17 protein-coding genes are annotated in these 22,930 nt (G+C 67.7%); 13 read left to right on the top strand and 4 right to left on the bottom strand.

Translation table 11 applies throughout. The features are described 5' to 3' along the window. Positions 1–487: 487 nt before the first annotated feature. Positions 488–3,865 carry an alginate lyase family protein gene (locus BLU77_RS00685; RefSeq protein WP_175476886.1) on the top strand — a complete coding sequence of 1,126 codons (3,378 nt, stop codon included), beginning with the start codon at positions 488–490 and terminating at the stop codon, positions 3,863–3,865. A gap of 114 nt (positions 3,866–3,979) precedes the next feature. Then, positions 3,980–5,014 (top strand): LacI family DNA-binding transcriptional regulator, encoded by a 1,035-nt coding sequence (locus BLU77_RS00680; RefSeq protein WP_089771240.1) that lies wholly within the window; start codon positions 3,980–3,982, stop codon positions 5,012–5,014. Positions 5,015–5,068: 54 nt separating this feature from the next. Here BLU77_RS00680 and BLU77_RS00675 read toward each other — a convergent pair whose 3' ends face one another. The 3 genes from BLU77_RS00675 to BLU77_RS00665 all read right to left on the bottom strand — a co-directional run bounded on the left by BLU77_RS00675 (position 5,069) and on the right by BLU77_RS00665 (position 7,279). Further along, entirely contained in the window at positions 5,069–5,899 is an 831-nt protein-coding gene (locus BLU77_RS00675) for a S1 family peptidase (protein ID WP_089771239.1), read from the bottom strand. 87 nt (positions 5,900–5,986) lie between these two features. Beyond that, the gene (locus BLU77_RS00670; RefSeq protein ID WP_089771238.1) at positions 5,987–6,214 is read right to left on the bottom strand and encodes a hypothetical protein; all 228 of its coding nucleotides are present in this window, start codon (positions 6,212–6,214) and stop codon (positions 5,987–5,989) included. A gap of 240 nt (positions 6,215–6,454) precedes the next feature. Beyond that, positions 6,455–7,279, bottom strand: a complete 825-nt coding sequence (locus tag BLU77_RS00665) for a hypothetical protein (protein WP_089771237.1) — start codon at positions 7,277–7,279, stop codon at positions 6,455–6,457. A 266-nt stretch (positions 7,280–7,545) separates the two neighbouring features. On the opposite strand from BLU77_RS00665, the gene BLU77_RS00660 reads away from it, so the two are divergent. From BLU77_RS00660 to BLU77_RS00625, 8 genes are all read left to right on the top strand, one after another. After that, a complete protein-coding gene (locus tag BLU77_RS00660; RefSeq protein WP_089771236.1) occupies positions 7,546–8,709 on the top strand; it encodes a Gfo/Idh/MocA family protein in 1,164 nt (387 codons plus the stop codon). 29 nt (positions 8,710–8,738) lie between these two features. After that, a complete protein-coding gene (locus BLU77_RS00655) occupies positions 8,739–9,611 on the top strand; it encodes a sugar phosphate isomerase/epimerase family protein (protein ID WP_089772881.1) in 873 nt (290 codons plus the stop codon). 88 nt (positions 9,612–9,699) lie between these two features. Then, positions 9,700–10,971, top strand: a complete 1,272-nt coding sequence (locus tag BLU77_RS00650) for an outer membrane protein assembly factor BamB family protein (RefSeq protein ID WP_089771235.1) — start codon at positions 9,700–9,702, stop codon at positions 10,969–10,971. Beyond that, entirely contained in the window at positions 10,972–12,276 is a 1,305-nt protein-coding gene (locus tag BLU77_RS00645) for a hypothetical protein (protein WP_089771234.1), read from the top strand. 26 nt (positions 12,277–12,302) lie between these two features. After that, positions 12,303–13,550, top strand: a complete 1,248-nt coding sequence (locus tag BLU77_RS00640) for a PQQ-binding-like beta-propeller repeat protein (RefSeq protein ID WP_089771233.1) — start codon at positions 12,303–12,305, stop codon at positions 13,548–13,550. After that, a complete protein-coding gene (locus tag BLU77_RS00635; protein ID WP_089771232.1) occupies positions 13,550–14,740 on the top strand; it encodes an outer membrane protein assembly factor BamB family protein in 1,191 nt (396 codons plus the stop codon). Before BLU77_RS00640 ends, BLU77_RS00635 begins: the two co-directional genes overlap by 1 nt. A gap of 110 nt (positions 14,741–14,850) precedes the next feature. Continuing rightward, positions 14,851–16,032, top strand: a complete 1,182-nt coding sequence (locus BLU77_RS00630; protein WP_089771231.1) for an outer membrane protein assembly factor BamB family protein — start codon at positions 14,851–14,853, stop codon at positions 16,030–16,032. A 91-nt stretch (positions 16,033–16,123) separates the two neighbouring features. Then, positions 16,124–17,401 carry a PQQ-binding-like beta-propeller repeat protein gene (locus tag BLU77_RS00625; RefSeq protein ID WP_089771230.1) on the top strand — a complete coding sequence of 426 codons (1,278 nt, stop codon included), beginning with the start codon at positions 16,124–16,126 and terminating at the stop codon, positions 17,399–17,401. Positions 17,402–17,409: 8 nt separating this feature from the next. Here the strand turns inward: BLU77_RS00625 and BLU77_RS00620 are convergent, their stop codons facing one another. Continuing rightward, positions 17,410–18,387 (bottom strand): hydroxyacid dehydrogenase, encoded by a 978-nt coding sequence (locus tag BLU77_RS00620; RefSeq protein WP_089771229.1) that lies wholly within the window; start codon positions 18,385–18,387, stop codon positions 17,410–17,412. 128 nt (positions 18,388–18,515) lie between these two features. Between BLU77_RS00620 and BLU77_RS00615 the strand changes: the two genes are divergently transcribed. The 3 genes from BLU77_RS00615 to BLU77_RS00605 all read left to right on the top strand — a co-directional run bounded on the left by BLU77_RS00615 (position 18,516) and on the right by BLU77_RS00605 (position 22,918). After that, positions 18,516–19,622, top strand: a complete 1,107-nt coding sequence (locus BLU77_RS00615; RefSeq protein ID WP_245708604.1) for a LacI family DNA-binding transcriptional regulator — start codon at positions 18,516–18,518, stop codon at positions 19,620–19,622. A 245-nt stretch (positions 19,623–19,867) separates the two neighbouring features. Then, the gene (locus BLU77_RS00610; protein WP_175476885.1) at positions 19,868–21,871 is read left to right on the top strand and encodes an ABC transporter substrate-binding protein; all 2,004 of its coding nucleotides are present in this window, start codon (positions 19,868–19,870) and stop codon (positions 21,869–21,871) included. Between the two features lie 54 nt (positions 21,872–21,925). After that, on the top strand, positions 21,926–22,918 hold the full coding sequence (locus BLU77_RS00605; RefSeq protein WP_089771227.1) for an ABC transporter permease: 993 nt from the start codon (positions 21,926–21,928) through the stop codon (positions 22,916–22,918). Positions 22,919–22,930 lie beyond the last annotated feature (12 nt).

Here is a 22,930-nt window from a genome sequence, read left to right as displayed (position 1 = left end):
CCCCTTGACCACGACGGGCGACATTCCTTACGATGACGCAACGACACGTCATCTGCCCTGAACGCGACAGAGCAGTACCGGAGCGCTCCACCCCTCATGGTTCATGGTGCTGCCGACCATGCGTCCAAGGACCCTGGGATGCGCTGAGCGGAGTGTAGGAGTTCATGTGCCCACGAACGGCTGACCGGAGAGAGCAACCACCGTGGGCACGCACAGGAAGGTCGACGAGGCCCGCAACTGGCAGTTCAGATTCACGCAGTCACCGGATTCCGCGCCAGGTCGACTCGAAATCAGGCGCGTTGTGAGCAGAGTCCCCGTGGGACTCGACAGCTGATCCCACGAAGGAGAACTGATATGCGATCGAGACCATCCAGTCCAAGACGTCGAGGGCGTTCCGCGTCATGGTCAGCGCGGCGAATTGACAATGGTGGAGACGATCCTTCCCGCTGCGTCGGCGACCGCAGAGCAAAGATCGGAGATTGAGGAGATGTTTGACTTCACGCGTCCGGAGCTCGCTGCAGTTGCGGACAGGGTTGCGGCGGGCGATGACGAGGGCGTTGTCGAGGAGATTAGGGATTTCTACGTGGCGCGCTCCACCATTGAGCTGCCCTCGATCGGCGGATCTGTCGGGGAATCCACGGCTGACGATATTCTGAACGGGATCTTTCGATACCGTGGCGAAGTTCGTGACTTCTGCAACGAGGACGAGCAGCGCGTCGACATCGACTGGTATGACACCTGGGGTGGCACAGAGGAAGTCCCGGGTGGCGGACAGGTGCTGATGACCGACTTCAGCTTTATGCCGATGTTGCGTCACGCCTATCAGCGTGAGAGCGATCCGCAGAATCGTGCTGCCTATGCCGAGGCGTGGATGGAGATCTCACTGGACTTCTTCGAGGAAGTTCAACAGTGGCCGACGAACCGCAACCTGTCGGCGGCGAAGCGCATGGCCCAGCTGGTCGCGGGATTCGACGCGTTCCACACCGACCCGTCCATTGAGGCGAGCGATCTGTTCGCCTACATTCAGGGCGTGCATGCGACCACCGAACGCCTGGTGGAGGCGCTGCCGGTACACGCGGGGAACAATTGGTATCTGTCGATTGCCCGCGCCATCTATATGTCTGCTGTCTACTTTCCTGAGTTCGCCAGGTCACATGTATGGGAACCGTTGGCGGTGCGCTCTCTGGAATGGTTCCTCGGGTACATGAAGAGCGATGGTGTCTACCATGAGCCGACGTTTGTCTATCAGGCCTATGTGGCAGATCTGTACAACGTGGTGATCGACCTGGCAGCGCTCAATGGGCGAGCCTTGCCTCCTTCCCTGGTACAGGCTTCAGACTGGATCGCGGATTCATTGTTCGCCACGCGCATGCCGAATCATGAGCAGGCGATGGTCGGTGATGGAGGAAACCCGGACGCCGGGATACGCGCCATCCGGACGTCCGGGGAGCGCAACTCGTGGTCCGATCTGACGTGGCTCGCCTCAGATCGGAGTGAGGGGAGCGTTCCGGCGTTGGGTTCGACGATCTACCCGGTCAGTTTCGCCGTGCAGCGTTCCGGCTGGGATGCCGATGCCCGGTACATGCTCATCAACAACCAGGAGAGCTCCTACATCTACTCGCACCGGCACCCGGATGACCTCAGCCTGGTGATGGCTGCCTACGGTCGCCCACTGATCGTCGACCCCGCGTCCAGGGACTACAGGTCGAACCCGGTCAACGACTGGCTGCGCCGCACCACGGAGGCGCACAACACCATCGAGGTCGACGGCGAGCCGCAGGAGGCCGGCATCACGCGCGCTTCGCAGCTGTGGCGTTCGAACGAGGGCCTCGATGTATACCGGGGTGAGGCGCACGGCTACCGGCCGGTCATCCATGATCGCGTCGTCTACTTCGTCAAGCCGGGCTTCTGGGTCGTCTCCGACGCCCTGACTGGCGACACCGAGACGCATGACTACCGGCAGCTGTGGCACTTCCCGGGCGATCCGGTCTCGGCGGACCCGGAGACGAATATCGCCACGGTCGGTTTCGACACTGTGCCCGGGACCGAGCCCGTCGCTGGGGTTCGGTTGGTGCCGGTGTCGCCTGCCGATGTCGAGGTCGCTCCCATCGTCCACCAGGACGGCGTCGTCCGCGTGGGCACGGAGGTGCTGACCGATCTCGACTTCCTCTCCTACGACTGGACGATCGGCGGGTCGACCGGGCTGGACACCGTGGTCGTGCCCGGGGAGGCTGGACCGGCGCCCTCGGTGAGGGCGAACCGGATCGAGATGCCGGGAGTGGAGCATGCTGTTGCCACGGCTCTGGAGATCGACCTCGAGAAAGCCACGGGTCGCTTCTACCTCTCCCGCGAGGAGACGCCGTCGGTGCGGTCGTTCGGCGAAGCCGCCACCAACGGCGAGACCGCCTACCTGGAGCGTGACAATGACGGCGCGCTCACCCGCTATGCGCTGACCGCGGGGTCCACACTGAGCGACGACGGCGAAACTGTCGTCGACGCCTCCGGCATGGTCTCCGACCTCAGCGTGCGACTCGAGGGCGACACCGCCGCGGTCTCCCTCTCCGACCCCTTCACCGGAACGCTGCAGATCGCTGTCGGCGCTGCGGAACAGGTACTGATCAACGGCGAGCCGGCGGAGTTCACCAGGACGGGTGACCTGGTGACGGTGGCCGTCGAGGAAGACTTCGAACCGCAGGTGGTGCTGGAGGAATCGTTCAACAGCGCGGACCTCGACAGCGTCGCCTACGGCGTCGATGATGGCGTGACGTTCGACAGCTGGATGCCGGTCCAGGGCACCTGGGAGTTCGGTGGCGAGAGCGGGACGTCGCTGGCCCAGACCTCGAGCGCAGACCTCGAGGCGTTCGCCGTCGAGCAGGACGTTCCCGATGCCGCGATCATCACCGCGGACGTGAAACCTGGCGATCGTGAGGGGACCACCGCCCGCACCGGGCTCGCGGCTCGCTATCACGACTCACGGAACCACTACCGCGCTCACGTCCTCAGCACATCGGATGGCGCCACACTGCAGATCGTGAAGGTCGACGACGGTGAGAGTGAGGTGCTGGCCGAAGCCGAGCTGGACATCAACGCCGACGACCCGCACACCCTGACACTGTCCGCTGTCGGTAGCCACCTGGCCGCCACGCTCGGTGAGACCACGATCTCTGCCACCGACCAACGCCTGCCGACCGGAGGGGCAGCCGCGTACACCGACGGCCGCGCCGCCACCTTCGAGACCATCACCATCACCGAGGCTCTCGATCAGGACCACTGGCAGGTGATCGCAGGAGAAGCGATCGTCGGTGACGAGCAGTTGCGCCTCAGGGATACCGACACCAATCGTGCGCACGTCCTGGCGGCGTCGACACTACCGGCGCGTTTCTCCGACCAGTGCAACTACGTCGTGGAGGCGACGGTCACGCTCCACGATGTCGGTGAGGTAGGCATCTCGCTGCGGGACTCCTCTGACGCGTATGGTTACCGCTTTCATGTCGGCAGGACCTCCGGTGACACCCAGTACGCCTCGATCCGCCGTGAGGCACACCAGGCAGGACCGGTCACGCTCGCAGAGGGAGATCCCGGCGTCCCGCTGATCGACGAGCCGGTTGACCTCCGGGCGACGATCCATGGGGACCGGCTGACCCTGTCCGTCAACGGTGAACAGATTGCCGAGGCACGCGACACCTTAGTGCGCGCCGGCGGCGTCGGGCTCTACACCACCTCGGACAGCACGTTCAAGAACGTGAGCGTCTCGAGTGGTGAACCAGGAACGAGTCATCTGGAGATCCACACGGGCCCTGGGAGCCAATCGACGGCTACCCCGACCGACACTCCCACGCCCAGGCACACCGCCGGTGCGGGCTGATACCCGGGGGCGTCTGTCACGAGCCACATGGGTCGCCCGCTCCGACGACTTCGGGGCGGGTGCCCCACACATACTCGCCTCCGCGAGCATCCTGAGAGCGCTTACCATGAGCGCATGCCCTCCGTGACCCTCAGTGACGTGGCCCGCGAAGCGGGCGTCTCCTTGGCGACGGCGTCCCGTGCGATCAATGGCAGCGCCAACCGCACCGTCCGCCCCGAGCTGCACGAGCGGGTACTCGCTGCGGCCGCTCGCCTGGGCTACTCCCCCGATGCCAACGCCCAGGCGATGGCACGCGGACGCACGTCCACGCTCGGGCTGATCGTGCACGACATCGCCGATCCCTACTTCTCCTCGATCGCCGCCGGCGTGACGGCCGCGGCGGAGGCTGAAGGGTTGATGGTGACCTTGGCCAGCACCGGCCACCAGCCGGCGAAGGAGCTCGCTTTCGTGGACGTGCTGCAGAGCCAGCGCGCGCGAGCGATCGTGATCGCCGGTGGACGCCAGGACGACGAGGCCGTGAACTCCCGGCTGCGCGAGGCACTCTCGGTGTACCGGGGCCGTGGCGGCACCGTGGCACAGATCGGGCAGCCGATCCTGGATGTCCCCACCGTGGTGATCGACAACTCCGGTGGTGCCGCCGAGCTCGCCACGGCCCTGCACGGCATCGGCTACCGCGACTTCGCCGTCCTCTCCGGCCCCCGCGCGCACCTGACCGCACGGGAACGCAGCGACGGGTTCCTGACGGCGCTCACCGAGTTGGGCGTCACCGTGCCCACCGAACGCGTGGTGGAGTCGACCTTCACCCGCGACGGCGGGTATCAGGCGATGTCCGAACTGCTCGACCGAACCAGACCGGAAGGTGCGGCGAGCCGCGTGGCAGTGTTCGCCGTCAACGACGTGATGGCCATGGGTGCGATGGCAGCGACCCGGGACGCCGGGCTCCGCGTGGGCGTGGATGTCGGCATCGCTGGGTTCGACGACATCGTCACCCTGCGGGACGTGACACCAGGATTGTCCACCGTGGCAGTCCCACTCCTCGAGGCCGGGCGCAGCGCCACCGCGATGGCGCTCTCCGCCGCTCCTGGTGAACCGGTACTGGAACGGCTGGGCACAGAGGTCGTGCTGCGCGACTCCACGCCGCCAGTCTGACGCTGCGCCCGGCGGGCGCCACCGTCATGGCACCGCCCGCCGAGCGCACGCGGATCAATCGATGAACTGGCTCAGCCACTCCAGGTCGTCCGGCTGGTCGATCCGGTAGGCGCCGCCGATCCCGGTGCAGGTGGCGTTCACCCCGTAGGAGGTCACACCCACGACGACGTCGGTGTCGGCGATGAACGTCGGCCCGCCGGAGTCGCCGGAGCAGGTGCCACCGGTATTGGCGTTATTGGTGAGGGTCACGGAGTTGCCCGCGCCCTGCTGACCGAACATCCGGTCGTCCCGGATGAGGTCGACGGTGGCCCGCAGTTTGATCCACTCGGCCTCGGTGAGTTCGGTCGCACCGCCCTGATCCGGGAGGCTGCGCTGGAGGCCGTAGCCGACCACGTCGAAGGAGTCCCGGTGCTGCTTCTGCATCGCGAGCTGGTCGTCCCAGTAGCCCTGCTCGGGAAGTTGGCCGTAGGAATCGAAGGCGACGGGCTCATCGAGCTCGACCACGCCCACATCGTGCAGGAAGAACTGCGCGTCGTCGTACTCCGGATGGGAGTGCGGGGTCCCGGTGGCGTCCGCAGCATCCAGGTCGACGATGTCCGGGCGTTCCTCGCCCTGGAGGTCGTCATCGAACCAGATCGCGACGGCGTCCGCACCGAAGGTGCAGTGCCCGGCGGTGAGATAGGTGTCGGCGTCCATCATCGTTCCGGAGCAGCGCCACAGTGGCTGCAGCACGCCGGCATCATCTTCGGTGTAGGCGATCATCAGCCCGACGTTCGGGTGGTCACCCGCGTCGGCGTCGCCGTATCTGATAGCTGAAGCGGGTGCTGCGGTGGCAGCGATCACGGCCAGCCCGATCACTCCGGCGGCCAAAGGTCGAGTACGCATCGTTGCGAGTTCCTCTCTCCTGTTCTCGGTGCAGGAACTCTAGGCGCGTCGGGCCCCGTTCGCCATCAGAGCAAGGCTCTGGTGCCCTCAGGCGTCGTCCTGCCGGCCCGCTGACGGAGCATCGCCGGTGTCTGTCGAGTTGCCGTCGAAGGCGTCGCCGGCCTTCTCCTTCACATCCTCGACGAGGTCGCTGGCCTTGTCCTTGGCCCCCTCGAACGCATCACCCGCCTGCTCAGCAAGGCCCGACGCACGCTCACGCGCCTCGCCCAAGGTTTCAGTTGCCTTGTTCTTCAGGTTGTCCAGGAAGTCGGCCATCGACGTACTCCGTTCATGGGGGATGTGATGCGCTCAGCATGCACCGTGAGAGGCCCCGGTGTCTGCACATTCAACGCAACCACCGCACCAATGAGGGGTGCGTTCGGCGTCGTCGGATCCCTGATTCACGACGCTTGTGCACCCCTCATCCAGCGAGAGCCCGGCCGAGAGTCCCCAGGAAGGTGCCGTCATCGAGGTCGCGATGGGTGAATCGCAGAACGACGCAGCCGCCAGTGAGCATCAGCGCATTCTGCCGCCGTCGGTCGCCGTGGGCGCGGAGTGGACCCCGCGGCCGCCGATCTCGGCCAGGACCCACGTGCCGTCCTTCCTGCGCCAACCGAGATCCCCACGGGCAATGAACTGGCCGCACGCATCGCGGATCACCACCTGGAGATCCGTAGCGGGGAGCCCTTCATCGGCGGCAAGCATGCGTGCCCGCGACTCGAGCGCCGACTCGGCACGGGCATCCGCCAGATCCAGCCACCGCAGGCACCGACGCCCTCCACGACGTTCCCGCAACTGATCCGCCACAATCTCCAGCCCGGGAGGAGTCAGCCGGCGAAGGTGGAGCGCGGAGTCAATGAGACTGACCCCGCGCACACGGTCCCCGGCGGGAAGCGCCTGGGCCAGTGCGTATGGCATGTCCGCCACGGCCCTCCCCTCGATCCGGATCGTGCCGAACGCGCGCCGATACCTCCGGATCCGAATGTTCGATCCCCGATTGTTCCGGCCGCCGGGCAGGACCACCTCGGGGACCAGTTCAACGGGCAGTCCTTCGATGCCGTGCAGAGCAAGAGCACACAGACCCACGCTCACGGCGGTCGGCCCACCACTGAGCAGGCCGAGCCATGCGGTGCGCTCCCGACCCGCGTCGAGCGGACGGATCGGCCGCACCACGCCCGTGTCGACCACGCCGCGTGCCGCCCGACTCCAGACCCGGTGCTTGACCAGCGATCGCACCCGTCCCTCGGTGAAACCCTCCTCGTAGCACTGGTCCACGCCCAACAGTCCGCCTTGGCGCCGTGCCTGCACCAGGATCGACCGTTCGCCGGGAGTGAGTTGCATGCGATCAGTAGATCGGGGCGGACCGGGATCGCACCGGGCCACGGGAGCACTCTGTGGACAACGTGGCCATCCACAGCACCAGGCTCCTTGTGTGGGGTGCATTGCCGTCGCCGTCACCGCAGTCACGACGCCAATGCACCCCACACAGGGAGCGAAACGGGTTGACCGCTCCGCCAGCCACCCGTATGCTTCGGAAAGCGCATTCCGCTTGGGTTTCGACCCATGCCAAGACCGCAGCCCCGCACCCCGATCCTTCAGGAGCACCCATGAGCACCCGCACCCTGCGCATCGCGATGAACGGCATCACCGGCCGGATGGGCTATCGCCAGCACCTGCTCCGGTCGATCCTGCCGATCCGCGACCAGGGCGGGATCACGCTCGCCGACGGCACCAAGGTCCAGGTCGAGCCGATCCTGGTCGGCCGCCGTGAGAACGCCCTCGCCGAGATCGCCGCCGAGCACAACATCGCCGAGTACACCACCGACCTGGACGCCATCGTCACCGACGAGCGCACCGACATCGTCTTCGACGCCTCGATGACCAGCCTGCGTCCGGCCACCCTGACCAAGGCGATGAAGGCCGGCAAGCACATCTTCACCGAGAAGCCGACCGCCGAGACCCTGGACGAGGCCATCGAGCTGGCACGCCTGCGCGCCGAGACCGGCGTCACCGCCGGAGTCGTCCACGACAAGCTGTACCTGCCAGGCCTGGTCAAGCTCCGCCGTCTGGTGGACGAGGGCTTCTTCGGCCGCATCCTCTCCCTGCGCGGGGAGTTCGGCTACTGGGTGTTCGAGGGCGAGCACCAGGCCGCGCAGCGCCCGAGCTGGAACTACCGCTCCGAGGACGGCGGCGGCATGACCACCGACATGTTCTGCCACTGGAACTACGTGCTCGAGGGCATCCTCGGCTCGGTCAAGTCGGTCACCGCGAAGACCATCACCCACATCCCCACCCGCTGGGACGAGAAGGGCGCCGAGTACGCCGCCACCGCCGACGACGCCGCCTACGGCATCTTCGAGATCGCCGGCCCGGGTGGGGAGGATATCGTCGCCCAGATCAACTCCTCCTGGGCGGTACGCGTCTACCGCGACGAGCTCGTCGAGTTCCAGGTGGACGGCACCCACGGTTCCGCCGTCGCGGGCCTGAACAAGTGCGTCGCCCAGCAGCGCGCCCACACGCCCAAGCCCGTCTGGAACCCGGACCTACCGGTCACCGAGTCCTTCCGCGACCAGTGGATGGAAGTGCCCGCTAACGGCGACCTGGACAACGGGTTCAAGGCCCAGTGGGAGGAGTTCCTGCGCGACGTGCTCGCCGGGCGTGAGCACCGCTACGACCTGCTTTCCGCCGCGCGCGGCGTGCAGCTGGCCGAGGCCGGGCTTGCCTCGTCCGCGGAGGGCAAGCGCGTCGAGCTCGAGCAGATCTCCCTGTGAACGCCGCAACCCCCGACGGCGCAGCAACCGTGACCGACCTGTCTCGCCTCTCCCTGAACACGGCCACGACGAAGGCCCTGACCCTCGCCGAGGCGGTCGACGTGGCCGCCGAGGCCGGGCTGGGCGCCGTCGGGCTGTGGCGGGACCGGGTGGCCGAGGCGGGCCTGGAGAACGCGGCGACAATCGTGGCAGACGCGGGCCTGCGAGTCTCCTCGCTGTGCCGCGGCGGGTTCCTCACCGCTGCCGACGAGTCCGGTCAGTCCGAGGCGCTCGGGGACAACCGGGTGGCGATCGTCGAGGCCGCCACGCTCGGTACGTCCGAGCTGGTCATGGTGGTCGGCGGGCTGCCCGCAGCCACCACTCCCGGTGGCCCGGCGCTGCCCGATGGCGACAAGGACATCGTGGCCGCCCGCACCCGGGTGGCGAATCGGATCGCCGAGCTCGCCCCGTTCGCGGCCGAGCACGGGGTGCGGCTGGTGCTGGAACCGCTGCACCCGATCTTCGCCGCCGACCGCGCGGTGCTCTCCACCCTGGGCCAGTGCCTGGACCTGGCGGCGGAGTTCCCGCCGGAGCAGGTGGGCGTGGTGGTGGACACCTATCACGTGTGGTGGGATCCGACACTGCGCGAGCAGATCGCCCGCGCCGGCCGCGAGGGCCGGATCGCCTCCTACCAGGTATGCGACTGGATTCTGCCGCTGGCGGCCGACCCGCTGCTCTCCCGCGGCTTCATGGGCGACGGCTACATCGACTTCCCCACGATCACCCGCTGGGTGCACGAGGCCGGCTATGCCGGCGATGTAGAGGTCGAGATCTTCAACCAGGAGATCTGGGACGCCCCCGGCGCTGAGACGGTGGCCACCATGGCCGAGCGCTACTCCCGTCTCGTCCAGCCCTACCTCTGACAAACCCTGCTCGGCGATCCCTCGCCAGTTCCGGTCCCGGTGGACCGAACCGGCGGGGGATCACCCGCTTCGGGGTGATGATGGAGTGATGGGGACAGGGCAGGTCGTGGAGTTCGCGCTGGAGGGTGGCAGCGGAGTGGACCGGCCCGTTGTGGGCGCCCGACGGCGGGGCATGCGCAGGTGGCTCCGCTCCCCTGGGCCGTGGGTCACGGTGGCCGTGATGCTGGTGATGGCCGGAGTGGTGTCCTCACCACGGGGCGAGACGGCTCCCGCAACTGCGTGGACGATCGACCTGGAGACGGGATCGACACCCGGGGTGTGGGCCGTGGACGGTGTGGTCATGGCGACCACGGCCGATGCGCTGGTCGCCCTCGACCCTGCGGACGGGACCGAGGAGTGGGCCCTGCCGATGCGTGATCCCACCTGCACCGAGGACCGGCTGGCTCTCATCTGCGTGCACGGCCAGGGTCCAGAGGCAACCGTGACGACCGTCGAGGCAGACGGTTCCGCTCAGTCGATGACGATCCCGGGTGCGCAGGTGGCTGCGGCGACCGACACCGGTCTGGTGCTGGGCGGGCAGAGCGACGACGGCCGATGGCTCCGCCGGGTCGAGGCCGAGGGCGACCCGCTCTGGGAACACACCAGCGAGGGCTTCGGCACCAACAGGTGGCAGGCCGTGGCCGCGCGGGACGGGATCGTGGTGGCGGATGCGTCGGCGTCCCGGAGCGCATCCGCGCGCTCCTGGTCGCTGACCAGCGTGAACCTGGAGACCGGAGATCCGGCGACGATGGCCTTCCCTTCCCCGGGCGGGATGCTCCTGGTGATGGACGTGGACGATCTCGACGTCGCGAATGCGGCCGGGCCACAGACCCCTGTCTGGCTCTCCCTGGAGCGGTTCGGCCTGCCCGAGTACCCGGGCGCCGTCGTCACCCTCGGCGCCGTGCTGGACGGTGTCGGTGGCAGCACGATCATGCAGTTCGAGGGGCGTCCCGTCGCCGCCGTCGGGTCCACCGTCTACACCGCCGACGACAGTTCCTCGAACGAGAACGAGCTCCGTGCCTACGATGCGATCAGCGGCGCGGTTCAGTGGTCGCAGTCGCTGCCGAGCGCTCGTGCCGCTGTCTGCCCGTGCGCGGCTTCTGACAGTTCCCTCCTGCTGGTCACCGGGGAACCGCAGGGCGGCATGACGGCAGACCTGAGCACCGAGGCCCTGGCGCTTGCCTGGTACGACCGGGAGTCCGGGCAGTCGCATGGGCATGTCGATGTCTCCCCGGAGCTGCGGGCGATGACGGCGGACGAGTCGACGTTCTTCGTGCTGGTCGGATCGACCGTGACCGCCTACCCGGATCCGGTGAGCTAGGTGCGCGGGCCGATCGAGGAGTTCTCGCTCGACGGCGGGGACGCCGAGCCTGCAGGCCACGACCGTCCGGATGCGGAGCGATCACGACGGCGCAGCCCCGGTGAGTGGCGCCGCTCGCCCTGGCCATGGGTCACCGCGGCAGCCGTGCTGGTGGTGGCCGGTGCGCTGGTCTCCCCACGTGGTGATCGTCCGGAACCGGACCCACCGCCGATGGTGTGGAACGCGGACGTGCAGCCGGGTCGGGCACCCGACGTGTGGGCGATGGGCGGGCAGGTCGTGATCAGCGAGGTCGACGGGGTGACTGCGTTCGATGCCGCGGGTGCGCGTTCGTGGACCGTGCCGTTGGACGACCCGGCCTGCACCGAGTCGGGCGGTGAGCTGACCTGTGTGTATGGCGAGGGGGCGGAAGCCGCGATCGCCACCCTCACCACCGAGGGTGAGATCAGCGCCGATCGACCGTTCCCCGGTGCCGATGTCGCCCATGCCATCGACGACGATCTGATCGTCGGTGGCACAGCCTCACCCGACGGGCTGCTGTGGTTGGGGCGCTACCCTGCCGACGACAGGGATGGGCCGCTCTGGCAGGTTGATCTCGAATATCCCGTGGACACGGGCCGATGGCAGGGCATGACGCTGAGCCAGGGGGTGGCCACGGCGTTCAGCGGGACGGATCCGCACGGATGGGTCTCCACCGCGATCGCTGCCGACGCGGAGACAGGGGTGCAGCGGCACGCGGTCGTCCGTACGGCAGGCGGGACCTCGGGATTCGGCGGTGGGGACGAGGTCGACGAGCGGTTCCAGCCCATGATCCTGCCGATGACGGGACCGGAACTGACGGTCCCCGGGTACCCGGACGCCGTCATTGCGGGCAGCGAGATCTACACCGCGGCTGGTGGCGAGCCGCTCCTAGAGATGCACGGCCAGCCGCTGGCGACGCTCGGCGAGGACCTCATCGCGACCATTGTCGATCCGAACCGATGGACACCAGAGCGACCCATCACCCGTGTCGAGCGGATCGAGGTCCGCACCGGGGACCCTCAATGGGCACTCCCGCGGGAGTCCCACGTCGGGTGCCCGTGCATCGTGCATGAAGGCTTGTTTGTCGCGATCGATACGCGCCTCGACCGCGATGCTGACCCGCCCTCGTCACCCCTCGTTCCCCAAGCCCTCCTCGGCATCGACCTCGACACCGGCGCGCACCGGTGGACCCTTCCGATCGCTGCTGTCCCGGACGGTCTCGCTGCCGGCTCGGACCAGGTGTACGTCCTCTCCGACGGCACGCTCACCGCCTATACGGACACCTGATCCGCGATGGAGAGCATGATGGCCTGATGGGGAGGGCAGAAGACGAGTTCATCATCGGCGGCGACGTTCCGCCGTCGGGCACTGCTGCCGAACCGCCCACACGGCCACCGCGACGACGCACCGGTTCCCACCTGACCGGCCCGTGGCCCTGGGCGGGATTAGCCGTCCTCCTCGTGCTGGCCGGCGCGGTCACCGCACCGCGGCCGGGCCCCGTGGTGGACCCGTGGGGTCGGGTCCCGGACCTGAGCACGCCGCCGGTCCTCGCGTGGGAGTTGGAGCACACCGAGATCCAGCAGATGTGGGCGTTCCGGGGTGTACTCGCCGTCGCCGCCGGTCAGGAGGTGATCGGCCTGGACAGCAGGACCGGCGTCCAGCGGTGGTCGGTCTCGGCCACGCTCCCCCGTTGCACGTCGTCCGGTACCGAACTGACCTGCGTGATCGACGACAGCACCGTCCTCGCGATCGATCCGCGCAGCGGCACGGCGCGCGAGCAGACAGTGGACGGGATCATCGGGGCCACTCAGTTCGGTGGGGACCTCATCGCACTGACGGAGTCGGGGATACGCAGGATCGCCCCGGACGGGACGATCCTCTGGGCAGCGGAGGAAGACGCGCAAGCGCCGCAGGCGTGGCTCGCCGGACCTGACATTGCCGGCGGGATGGTCGTGATGCTCCGGGCTGACACCGGCGGGTTCGGCAGCGGATTCTCCGGGCTCGCCGCCCTGGACCCCGAGACGGGCGCACCGGTCGAGTCCCCGGGTGGCTATCCGGTACCGGTCCGGGACGGGGTATGGGCCTTCACCTCCGGGCCGACGACAGAGTTTCTGCTCCGCGGCAAAGACGAGCCGATGGTCTCCGAGTGGCCGTTCACGTTCACGACGATGACCGATCCGTCTGTCCTGAGCGAGCCGCCACAGGGTGGTGACGACGACGTCCATGTCACCGCCGTGGTGGGTGATGTGCATCTGGGGGTCGCTCTCGGCGAGTCGCCGCAGATGGTGGGCCTGGACTCCAGCGGTGCTGTGCTGTGGCGCAGCGATCAGACCGGTGGCCTCGGCTTCGGGCCCGACATGCTCGTCGGCGACGGTGCGGTGGCGTACCAGCTGATCTCGTTCGACGGACAATCCCGGGAGTTGGGCTACATCGGAGTCCACGCCGAGACCGGTGACGAGCTCTGGCGCATTCCGGGCGATCATCGGGAAGTCACCAGCGACGGCACCCGGCTCTATCTGCTGAGCAATGCGGGGATCCAGGCCTGGACGGTGGGCGGCTGATGGTGCCTCTTGAGGAGTTCGCCGTCGCCCGTGACGACGCGGGCGTCTCCGCACGAGCGCCCGCCCGACGACGCGACGTCGCCTGGTCGGGTCCCTGGCCGTGGGCCGTGCTCGCCGTCATCCTCGTCGTCGCTGGCACGCTGGCGGCTCCTCAGCAGGGACCGGTGGTCGACCCGTGGGGCTACGTCCCCGCCCTGCACGACGAACCCTCCCTGGCCTGGGAGGCGCCGGTCTCCGCCGACGCGTTCTGGGTGTTCTCGGGGGTGGTGGTCACTCGCGCCCCTGATGGTGTCACCGGCATCGACTCGGCCAGTGGCGACGAAATCTGGCGCCTCGATGCCGAGGAACCCACCTGCACGTCCGACGGTGTGGATCTCACCTGCACGAACGGTCCCGACACCGTCCAGATCATCGACCCGCAGTCCGGGTGGGCGCGACCGTACGAGATTCCGGGAGTTGCCGCCGCCGCGAGCGTCGACAACGACATCGTTGCGGTCACGGCTCAGGATGTCCGCCGTGTGACGGTGAGCGGAGAGCTCGTGTGGTCGAGAGACGTCGCCTTCCGCCTGACGCTCGGCGCCGGGCCCGAGGTGCTCGACGGCATGGTCCTGATGACACTCATCGGCCAGTCAGCGCCAGGTCCTGTCCTCGACGCCGATACCGGGCGCACGCTGTCCGTGCCCGACGCCGGGATCTCACCGGCGCAGCTCCGCGACGGACTGTGGCGCTCGAGCGACCAGGATGCGATCTGGCTGCACCGACGAGATCACCCGGCGCTGACGCTCGACGGCTGGGTCTCCTGGTCGGTCACGGCGCAGGACCCAGGTCTGATCCGGGCCATCGACGAGAAGGAATTGAATCGCTGGCGACCGGTCGCCTTCCTCCCGGACGCAACCCTCGGATTCCTCACCCAGCGGGAGCACGGCCCCAGTGTGCTCATCGCCGAGGATCCCGCGACGGGCGACGAACTGTGGCGCACTGGCCCAGAAATCCTCACGTTCGACCCACCCCTGCTCGGGCCGGAGACGTTCCTCTACTCCGACTCCTCCGAGTTGATCGCACTCGACATCCCCACCGGCGGCACCCGCTGGACGCTCACACCAGGGGACGTCATCCTCGACGTCACCAGCGACGGCGAGCGCCTGTACGTTCTGGGCGAGACAGGCGTCATCGGGTGGGACCTGTCGTGACCGGGGCCGCGGATGAGTTCACGCTCGGCGCAGGAGATGCCGCGAGCGCACCTGCTGCTCGCCCTTCCCGACGGCGACCCCGGACCTGGTCACGTCCATGGCCATGGGCGATGGTCGCCGTCGTGCTCCTCGTGGCCGGGGTGGTGTCCTCTCCCGGTGGTATGCGCCCGATCGCGACGGCGGAGGTCACCTGGGCGGTGGACGTCGCCTCCGGGTCCAGCCCGAGCGTCTGGGTCATGGACGGACTCGTGACGATCGTCGAGGCCGAGCGTGTCGTGGCGCGCACCCCGGAGGACGGGGCGGAGCGTTGGACGGTGCCGCTGGACGATCCGCTGTGTTCCTCGGACGGGCTGCGCCTGGCGTGCGTGACCACCGATGGCACAGACGCCGTGATCACCGAGATCGATGCCGACGGGAGCACCCACGATCAGCAGATCCCGGGCGTCCAGGTGGCCACGCCGCTCGGTGCGGATCTCGTGGTCGCCGGGGGTGAGATGGCGGCACCGTGGGTGGAGCGGCTGGATCCGCACGGCGAGGCGGTGTGGCACACAGATCTCGAGGGCCACCTCGAGGCTCCGGAGACGTTGGCTTTCGGTCACCTGCACGCGACCGACGAACGCGTCCTCTGGCGCTTCACAGACGGTGACTTCATCTGGCCGATCTTCCAGGCCATTGATCCCGATGACGGAGAGCCGTTCCATGTTTTCCCTCCCGCCAGAGCATCGTCGTCCGATCCGGACGCCCACGTACGGGAGCGGCATGTGCTGGAAAGTGACGAGCGGGATCCCACGAGCTCGATCGTTCTTCTGCAGGGTGGGGTGGCGCCCGGAGTGGACGAACCTTGGCTCTGGCGCTGGGACGAGCGGGAAGCACCCCTCGCCATCGACGGCGATACCGTCGTTACGACGCTGCTGAGCGAGAGCTTGCACGGCGCTGGCGACGAACCGCCCGATCAGGACGGTCCGCTGCATCCGGCCGCCGTCCGCTTCCGCGATCTCCGCTCAGGCCAGACTCTGGCAGAGTCGGACTCCCCGTACCTGGACGTCACCTGCCCCTGCACAGCCACCCCTGATGGCCTGGTGGCACGGGGAATACGTGTGGCTGACCGGGCTGCGCTCGACGAAGGCCAGGGCACCGTCGACTTGGTGCTGTTCAATCGCGAAACGGCTTCGCCCACGTGGCGTCACCCGCTCGTCACCGAATGGGGCAACGACACGACTCGCCTGGCGAGCCACGGCGAGGCCGTCTTCGTTCTCACCGGCGGGGAGGTCGTGGCGCTGACGGCTCAGTAACCTGATCCATCCCGGCGCCGTCATGACGCGCCGACGCGTCCGTTGAGCGCACCAAAGAGACCGGTCCGTGCCACCAGGGCATGATGAACAGATGGCGCACGACGAGTTCGCGCTCGGAGAAAGCGACGTAGCCCCGGAGCGTGAACCCCCACGACGGCGACCCCAGGCCTGGTCAGGCCCATGGCCCTGGGCGATGGTCGCCGTCGTGCTGCTGGTGGCCGGGGTGATCACCTCCCCGGGCGGTGACGCACCGGGGCGCGAAGCACGGCAGGAGTGGTCGGCCCGTATCGACGCGGGCAACCACGCGGGCCTCTGGCTCGTCGGCGGAGCCGTGGTCACCGCTGAACGCAACGCAGTCGTGGCCCGCTCCCCGCACGTCGGCGCTGTCCTGTGGCAGGTGCCGCTGGCCGAGCCGCATTGCTCCTCCGACGGCGTCCGACTTGTCTGTGTACCTTCTGGACGCGGTGCCGACGACGGCACGATCACCCTCATCGACTCCACCGGCTCCTCGACCAGCACCCGGGTGCCCGGCGCCCAGCTGGCCGGGCCCTTGGGCGGGGACCTGATCGTCGCAGGAGGGACAGGGCGGGGCGAGCGGTGGCTCGCACGCCTCGCCCCGGACGGACACCAGCGATGGCGGTCCACTCTCGCCGAGCCGTCTTCCGCCGGCACCTCACCCACGTTCCACGAGCTGGCGGTCAGCGAACGAGCGATCATCTGGTGGTTCGGTGAGAACGGATCCGCTTACCCGGAACCGGGAATGGTGGAACCTGCCTCGGGGGAGCGGATGCCGACGCTCAGCGCGGCGCCCTACACACCGAGCCTTCCCCTCGCGTTCGAACGGACACTGATGTATCTCGATGCCGACGCACGGGCGTCGGAGGACGCCCCCACGATCATGCTCGGCGGTGTCGCCGACAGTATCGACGAGCCGTGGCTGTGGCGCTGGGAGGTGGACGAGACTCCGATCGGCGTCACCGACGACGCCGTCATCAGCACCATCAGCGCGGACCGGCCGTCAGACGTCAAGAACGGCGACCCATGGGGCTACGCAACCATCCGCACACGTGCCGCGGAGGGGAGCCAGGCGCAGGAGTCTCGCACCACGTACCGGTCGATCAGTTGTCCATGCACGTGGGCCGGCAGTGCCCTGGTCGCCCACGGGCTCCGAGCGTCCGACCTCGATGCACTCCAGGACGGTGATGTCGCTTTCGACGTGGTGCTGCTGGACCCGGAGCACGCCTCCGTGGCGGGCAGACACCCACTGGCGGGCGCCACATGGCCGCAGCCTGCCATGGCACTGGCCGCTGACGACGAGCGCGCGTTCCTCCTCACCGGGGGCGAGGTCGTCGCGCTCTCAATGCCGTGAGGGCACCGTCACGCCGACGTCGGCAGGTCGCTCCACCGGATCTGGTTCAGCAGCTCCGAGCCTGCCACCAGGCGCTCCACCTCACAGACGGCGTACTCACCGAGGCGCCGCAGCTCGTTGCCCACGGACCCCGCGATGTGTGGGGTGAGGAGCACCTGAGGATGGGAGCGTAGCGGGTGATCGCTGGGGAGGGGTTCGGGGGCGGTGACGTCCAGTACGGCGTACAACGGCCGTCGGTCCAGCTCGGCCACCAGGGCTTCGTGGTCTACCAGTGATCCCCGCGCCGTGTTGATCAGGACGGCGCCGTCCTGCATCAGGGACAGCACCTGCGCGTTCACCATGTGGCGAGTCGACGGGAGCGCCGGCGCGTGCACGGAGAGTACATCCACCTGCTCGGCGAGCGCTTCCAAGGACGAGGTGCGCGTCCCCCACGCGGCCACGTCCTCGTCGGACAGGTACGGGTCGTACACGACGATGTTCACGTCGAACCCCGTCAGCAGGTCCATCACCAGCCGGCCAGTGCGGGAGGCGCCGACGATGCCCACCGTCCGTCCGAAATTCCCCGCGTCCTGCAACGGATGCCAGCCCGCGGCCAGCGCCGCGCCGATCGATGGCGCCTCGGGCCACAGCACCCGCTTGCCGGCGAGGAGAATCATGGCGAGGGTGTACTCGGCCACGGGCTGCGCGTTCGCCGTGGCAGCACTCGAGACGACGATCCCCTGTTCCCAGAGCTCCGGCCCTGCCCAGTGCTTCACCGTGCCTGCACTGTGAATGACCGCCCGCAGTCGCGGCATCTGCTTGAGGAAAGCGGCATCGATCCGAGGGGCTCCCCAGCTGGTGATGAGAATCTCGGCCTCAGCCAGCGCCGCACGCGAGCGGGCATCGCCATCGTCATCAACCACGCGGCGATCAAGGTCGACGATCTGTTCGAGGCGTGCGATGGTGTCCGGGGCGAACAGGGCGTCCCGTAGCTCCTCCGATTGCATGGCAAACACCGCTCGAGGTTGACCCACTGATCCACTCCGTCCTTGGCTCCAGATCCTGGGCACCTATCCTGGATCTGTCGTCCGGCGAATGTCGATCAAATGGACAAAAGCGAACGCGGTGCGTCACGATGCGTCAATACCGTGCCTTCACCCCGGAGTTGACGATGCTGCCGCACGCACGCCAGGAGTTCCTCCTTCGCCAGTTGGCGCTGCATGGCAGCGTCCGCGCCGCTGAGGTCGCCGAATCGATGGGAGTCTCCGCAGTCACGGTGCGCCGCGACATCGCTGAGCTCGCCGACCAAGGACAGCTGGAGCGGGTGCACGGGGGAGCGCTCTCGACCGGGAACACAGCCGGGCGCCCTGGCGCCGCCAGAACTCTGATCGGTGCGGTCGTTCCGTCCCGAACGTTCTACTATCCCGAGGTTCTCCAGGGGATGGAGTCCGTCGCGGCGCCCATGCACGCCAGGATCGTCCTGGGGGTGGCCGGATACAGCACCGAAGCAGTGCACAGCCGCGTCGATCGGCTCCTCTCCCTGGGTGTCAAGGGCCTGGTTCTCACGACGAGCCATCTGCAGTCGCCGGAGGAAACCGCGCCGTGGCTCGCGTCCCTGCCCGTACCTGTCGTTCTGCTCGAACGGCACAACGACGCCACCCGGGAGGCGCGCGAGATCGACAGCATCAGAACCGATCACTCCTACGGGGCGATGCTCGCCGTCGACCACTTCGCCGAGCTCGGGCACTCCAAGGTCGCTCTCGCCGTCGATATGTGGACGCCGACGGCGCCATGGATCCGAGCCGGCTATCTGAAGGCCATCGAACAACTGGGCCTCGACACAGTTCCCATCACCGACCTGCCCTCCGACGTGAACAATATGCAGGAGGTCTCCGAGGCGGCCGAGGTGCTCCTGGACGCATGCCTCGCTGCGGACGTCCACGCGGTTCTCGCCCATTCGGACCACCACGCAATCCAGATCGCCGAGATCGCGCAGCTTCGCGGACTACGGATCCCTGAGGATCTCGCCGTGATCTCCTACGACGACGTCCTGGTCGCCCATGCTGCGGTACCGCTGACCGCGGTCACCCCGCCACGCCTGGAGCTGGGACGAGAGGCACTCCGGATGCTGATGGGGCGCCTGGACGGGGCCGACGAGCCCAACCCCCCGCGTCATGTGCAACTCCTTCCCCGACTGACGATTCGCGAGTCGTGCGGCGGTTCGGTCCACCACGGGCAGTAGCAAACGCCCCAAACAGGCCCCAAACGGACCCGCTGATCGCTTTTGTCCATTTTCTCGATCGAGCGTGGCTCGCTGGCTAGCCTGACGACCGCGAGAGGGACCCGCGGATAGCGAGATCTGAGCCATCGCCGATGACGGGCTCAGATCTCCAAGAAGCGCGGTGCAGGCGTGCCGTCACAGACGTGCCATACCTCCCTCCCGCTGCAGCAGCTGTCACACCGTCAGTTCGGTCGAGGAGGACCACGATGCAACACACCAGCCCCGGACGCGCGCCGCGAATCTCTCGCCGCCACCTCTTGCAGGCAGGCGGAGGCATGGCTGCCCTGGCGACCCTGTCGCTCACCGCCTGCGAGGCCGACGACGGTGGCGGCACGACCGACGACCAGGCCGCCCCGGATCCGAACCGCCCCCTCGAGGCACCCGAGCTCACCGAGCTCGTCGACGCCGGCGACCTCCCCCCGCTGGAGGAACGACTCCCGGCCGAGGCAGATCGCCTCGTCATCGAGTCAGCGGCGCTCGGCGTCTACGGCGGCGTCTACCACGGTGCCGTCGCCGACCAGGGCGACTCCCCCTGGCTGGAGCGGGTGATCGGGCACGAGCCGCTGCTGCGCTACGACCCGAACCTCGATGAGTTCGGCCTGCCCGGAGCACTGCGGGAGGTCACCGTGAACGACACGGCGACCGAGTTCACCCTGCAGATGCGCGAAGGGATGAAGTGGTCCGACGGCGAGCCCGTGACGTCTGAGGACATCATGTTCGCCATCAACGACGTCTTCTACGACGCCGATCTGTACGCGACCCCGCCTGGGCTCCTCATGTCAGGGGACGCACCCTGTGAAGCAGAACAGGTCGACGAGTTCGCGGTGAAGCTGACCTTCGCCCAGCCGAAGGGGGACTTCATCGAGGAGATCTCCCGGGTGGCGAACGTCGTCTCAGCGAACCTGCTCCTCTTCCCCAAGCACTACATGGAGCAGTTCCTCCCGAGCCAGAACCCGGACGCCGAGGACATCGCCGAGGAGGCCGGCTTCGGCAACTGGGTCGACTACTGGGTCGACCGGCGCGACTGGTGGAACAACCCCGAGCGGCCGGTCCTCACCCCGTGGATCATCACCAATCCCCTGAACGAGGGGAACGTCACGGTCGCCGAGCGCAACCCCTACTACTGGAAGGTCGACTCCGGCGGCGCACAGCTGCCCTACATCGATCGGCTCGAGTTCGAGGTGATTCAGGAGGAAGAGGTGATGCTCCTGAAGGCGGTCAACGGCGAGCTCGACTTCCACTCCCGTCACTTCAACAGCGATGCGAACAAGCCCGTGCTGGCCGAGGCACGCGAGACCGGTGACTTTCGCTTCGTGGACGTTCAGCCCACCTCGATGAACCGCATGATCATCGCGTTGAACATGAACCACCAGGACGAAGAGCTCGCCGAGATCTTCCGCAACAAGGACTTCCGCGTCGGCCTCTCCCACGCCATCGACCGGCAGGACATCATCGACACCGTCTACCAGCGCCAGGGCGAGCCCTGGCAGGCGGCCCCGCACCCGGACTCGCCGTTCTACGACGAGGAGTTCGCCAAGCAGTACACCGAGTTCGACGTCGATCTGGCCAACAGCCACCTGGATGCGGCGGGACTGACTGAGAAGGACACCGACGGCTTCCGGCTCCGGCCGAACGGTGAACGCCTGCGGTTCAGCCTCGACGTGACGAACACCTTCCCGGAGTGGGCACCAGCGGCCGACCTGGTCAGCCAGTCATGGGCCGCCGTCGGTGTGGACATGCAGGTGAACCCGATCGAACGCAGCCTCTTCTACGATCGCAAGGGCGCCGCAGCGAACGAGCATGACGCCAACGTCTGGGCCGGAGACGGTGGCCTCAAGATCGAGATGCTCGAGCAGCGCTGGTGGTTCCCCTCGGGCGGCGAGTCGAACTTCGCCATGCAATGGGCGGAGTACTACACCACACGGGGCGACGGCGAGAACGCCGTGGAGCCCCCGGAGGAGACCAAGCGCCAGATGGAGCTGGCCCGGCAGATTCCCCTGGAGCCGGACCCGGAGGCGCAGCAGGAACTGTTCCGCGAGATCCTGCAGATCGCGAAGGAGCAGTTCTACGTGCTCGGGATCGCGCTCCCCACTCCGGGCTACGCGGTAGTCAAGAACAACCTGCAGAACGTTGCCGAGTCCTTCCCGGACTCGTGGTTGCACATGACCCCGGGGCACATCGATCCGCCGTCATGGTTCTTCTCGGAGTGATGGGCGCTCGATGACGTACGCCCCGACACCCGCGAGACGAGGAGGTGAGCACAGGTGCTCCGCTACATCGCCCGCCGCCTGCTGATCCTGATCCCGACGCTGGCGGCGATCTCCCTGGTCACCTTCATCGTGATCCAGCTGCCACCAGGTGACTACCTGACTACCAGAGTGGCTCAGCTCGCCGCCGAGGGGGACGGGTCCCTGAGCGCGCAGGAGCTCGACCGGTTGACGGCACGATACGGCCTCGATCAGCCGATCTACGTGCAGTACTGGACGTGGATCTCCAACATCGTGGCACGCGGTGACTTCGGCGACTCCTTCGTCTACGGGCGTTCCGTGAGCGCCTTGCTCGCGGAACGGCTTCCGCTGACGATCCTGCTCTCGGTCGTCACGCTGCTGTTCATCTGGGCCGTGTCGTTCCCGATCGGGGTCTACTCGGCGATGCGCCAGTACTCGGCCGGGGACTACACGTTCACCTTCTTCGGCTATCTCGGTCTGGCGGTGCCGAACTTCCTCATCGCGCTCGTACTGATGTGGCTCAGTCTCACGTACTTCGGAACGAGCGTGGGCGGTCTGTTCTCGCCGGAGTACCGGGACGTGCCGTGGAGCCTGGCGAAGTTCGGTGACTTCCTCTCCCACATCTGGATCCCCGTGGTGATCTGGGGGACGGCGGGGACGGCGGCGAACATCCGGGTCCTGCGTGCGAACCTCCTGGACGAGCTGCGCAAGCCCTACGTCACCGCAGCCAGGGCCAGGGGAATGAAGAAGGGCCTGCTGACCATCAAGTACCCGGTGCGGGTGGCGATGAACCCATTCTTCTCCACCATCGGCTGGATCCTTCCTGGTCTGATCGCCGCCGATGCGATCACCTCACAGGTCCTGAACCTCAGCACCACGGGGCCACTGCTCCTCGATGCCCTGCTCGCGCAGGACATGTACCTCGCAGGCTCCGTCCTGCTGATCAGCGCCTTGCTCGTGATTCTCGGCACGCTGATCTCCGATCTTGCACTCGCCTGGTTGGACCCCCGGGTCCGGCTCCGGTACTGAGAGGAGGGACCC

The sequence above is a fragment of the Ruania alba genome (assembly GCF_900105765.1).
In the GTDB taxonomy this organism is placed as follows: domain Bacteria; phylum Actinomycetota; class Actinomycetes; order Actinomycetales; family Beutenbergiaceae; genus Ruania; species Ruania alba.
The sequence above is the reverse complement of the archived record's forward strand: the minus strand, read 5'-3'. Positions and strand labels throughout refer to the sequence as shown.

What these genes read in the sequence shown, in the direction of transcription:
- BLU77_RS00685 (WP_175476886.1), top strand. Translation starts at nt 488, where the DNA reads ATGTTTGACTTCACGCGTCCGGAGCTCGCTGCAGTTGCGGACAGGGTT.
- BLU77_RS00680 (WP_089771240.1), top strand. Translation starts at nt 3,980, where the DNA reads ATGCCCTCCGTGACCCTCAGTGACGTGGCCCGCGAAGCGGGCGTCTCC.
- BLU77_RS00675 (WP_089771239.1), bottom strand. Translation starts at nt 5,899, where the DNA reads ATGCGTACTCGACCTTTGGCCGCCGGAGTGATCGGGCTGGCCGTGATC.
- BLU77_RS00670 (WP_089771238.1), bottom strand. Translation starts at nt 6,214, where the DNA reads ATGGCCGACTTCCTGGACAACCTGAAGAACAAGGCAACTGAAACCTTG.
- BLU77_RS00665 (WP_089771237.1), bottom strand. Translation starts at nt 7,279, where the DNA reads ATGCAACTCACTCCCGGCGAACGGTCGATCCTGGTGCAGGCACGGCGC.
- BLU77_RS00660 (WP_089771236.1), top strand. Translation starts at nt 7,546, where the DNA reads ATGAGCACCCGCACCCTGCGCATCGCGATGAACGGCATCACCGGCCGG.
- BLU77_RS00650 (WP_089771235.1), top strand. Translation starts at nt 9,700, where the DNA reads ATGGGGACAGGGCAGGTCGTGGAGTTCGCGCTGGAGGGTGGCAGCGGA.
- BLU77_RS00640 (WP_089771233.1), top strand. Translation starts at nt 12,303, where the DNA reads ATGGGGAGGGCAGAAGACGAGTTCATCATCGGCGGCGACGTTCCGCCG.
- BLU77_RS00635 (WP_089771232.1), top strand. Translation starts at nt 13,550, where the DNA reads ATGGTGCCTCTTGAGGAGTTCGCCGTCGCCCGTGACGACGCGGGCGTC.
- BLU77_RS00630 (WP_089771231.1), top strand. Translation starts at nt 14,851, where the DNA reads ATGGTCGCCGTCGTGCTCCTCGTGGCCGGGGTGGTGTCCTCTCCCGGT.
- BLU77_RS00625 (WP_089771230.1), top strand. Translation starts at nt 16,124, where the DNA reads ATGGCGCACGACGAGTTCGCGCTCGGAGAAAGCGACGTAGCCCCGGAG.
- BLU77_RS00620 (WP_089771229.1), bottom strand. Translation starts at nt 18,387, where the DNA reads ATGCAATCGGAGGAGCTACGGGACGCCCTGTTCGCCCCGGACACCATC.
- BLU77_RS00615 (WP_245708604.1), top strand. Translation starts at nt 18,516, where the DNA reads ATGCGTCAATACCGTGCCTTCACCCCGGAGTTGACGATGCTGCCGCAC.
- BLU77_RS00610 (WP_175476885.1), top strand. Translation starts at nt 19,868, where the DNA reads ATGCAACACACCAGCCCCGGACGCGCGCCGCGAATCTCTCGCCGCCAC.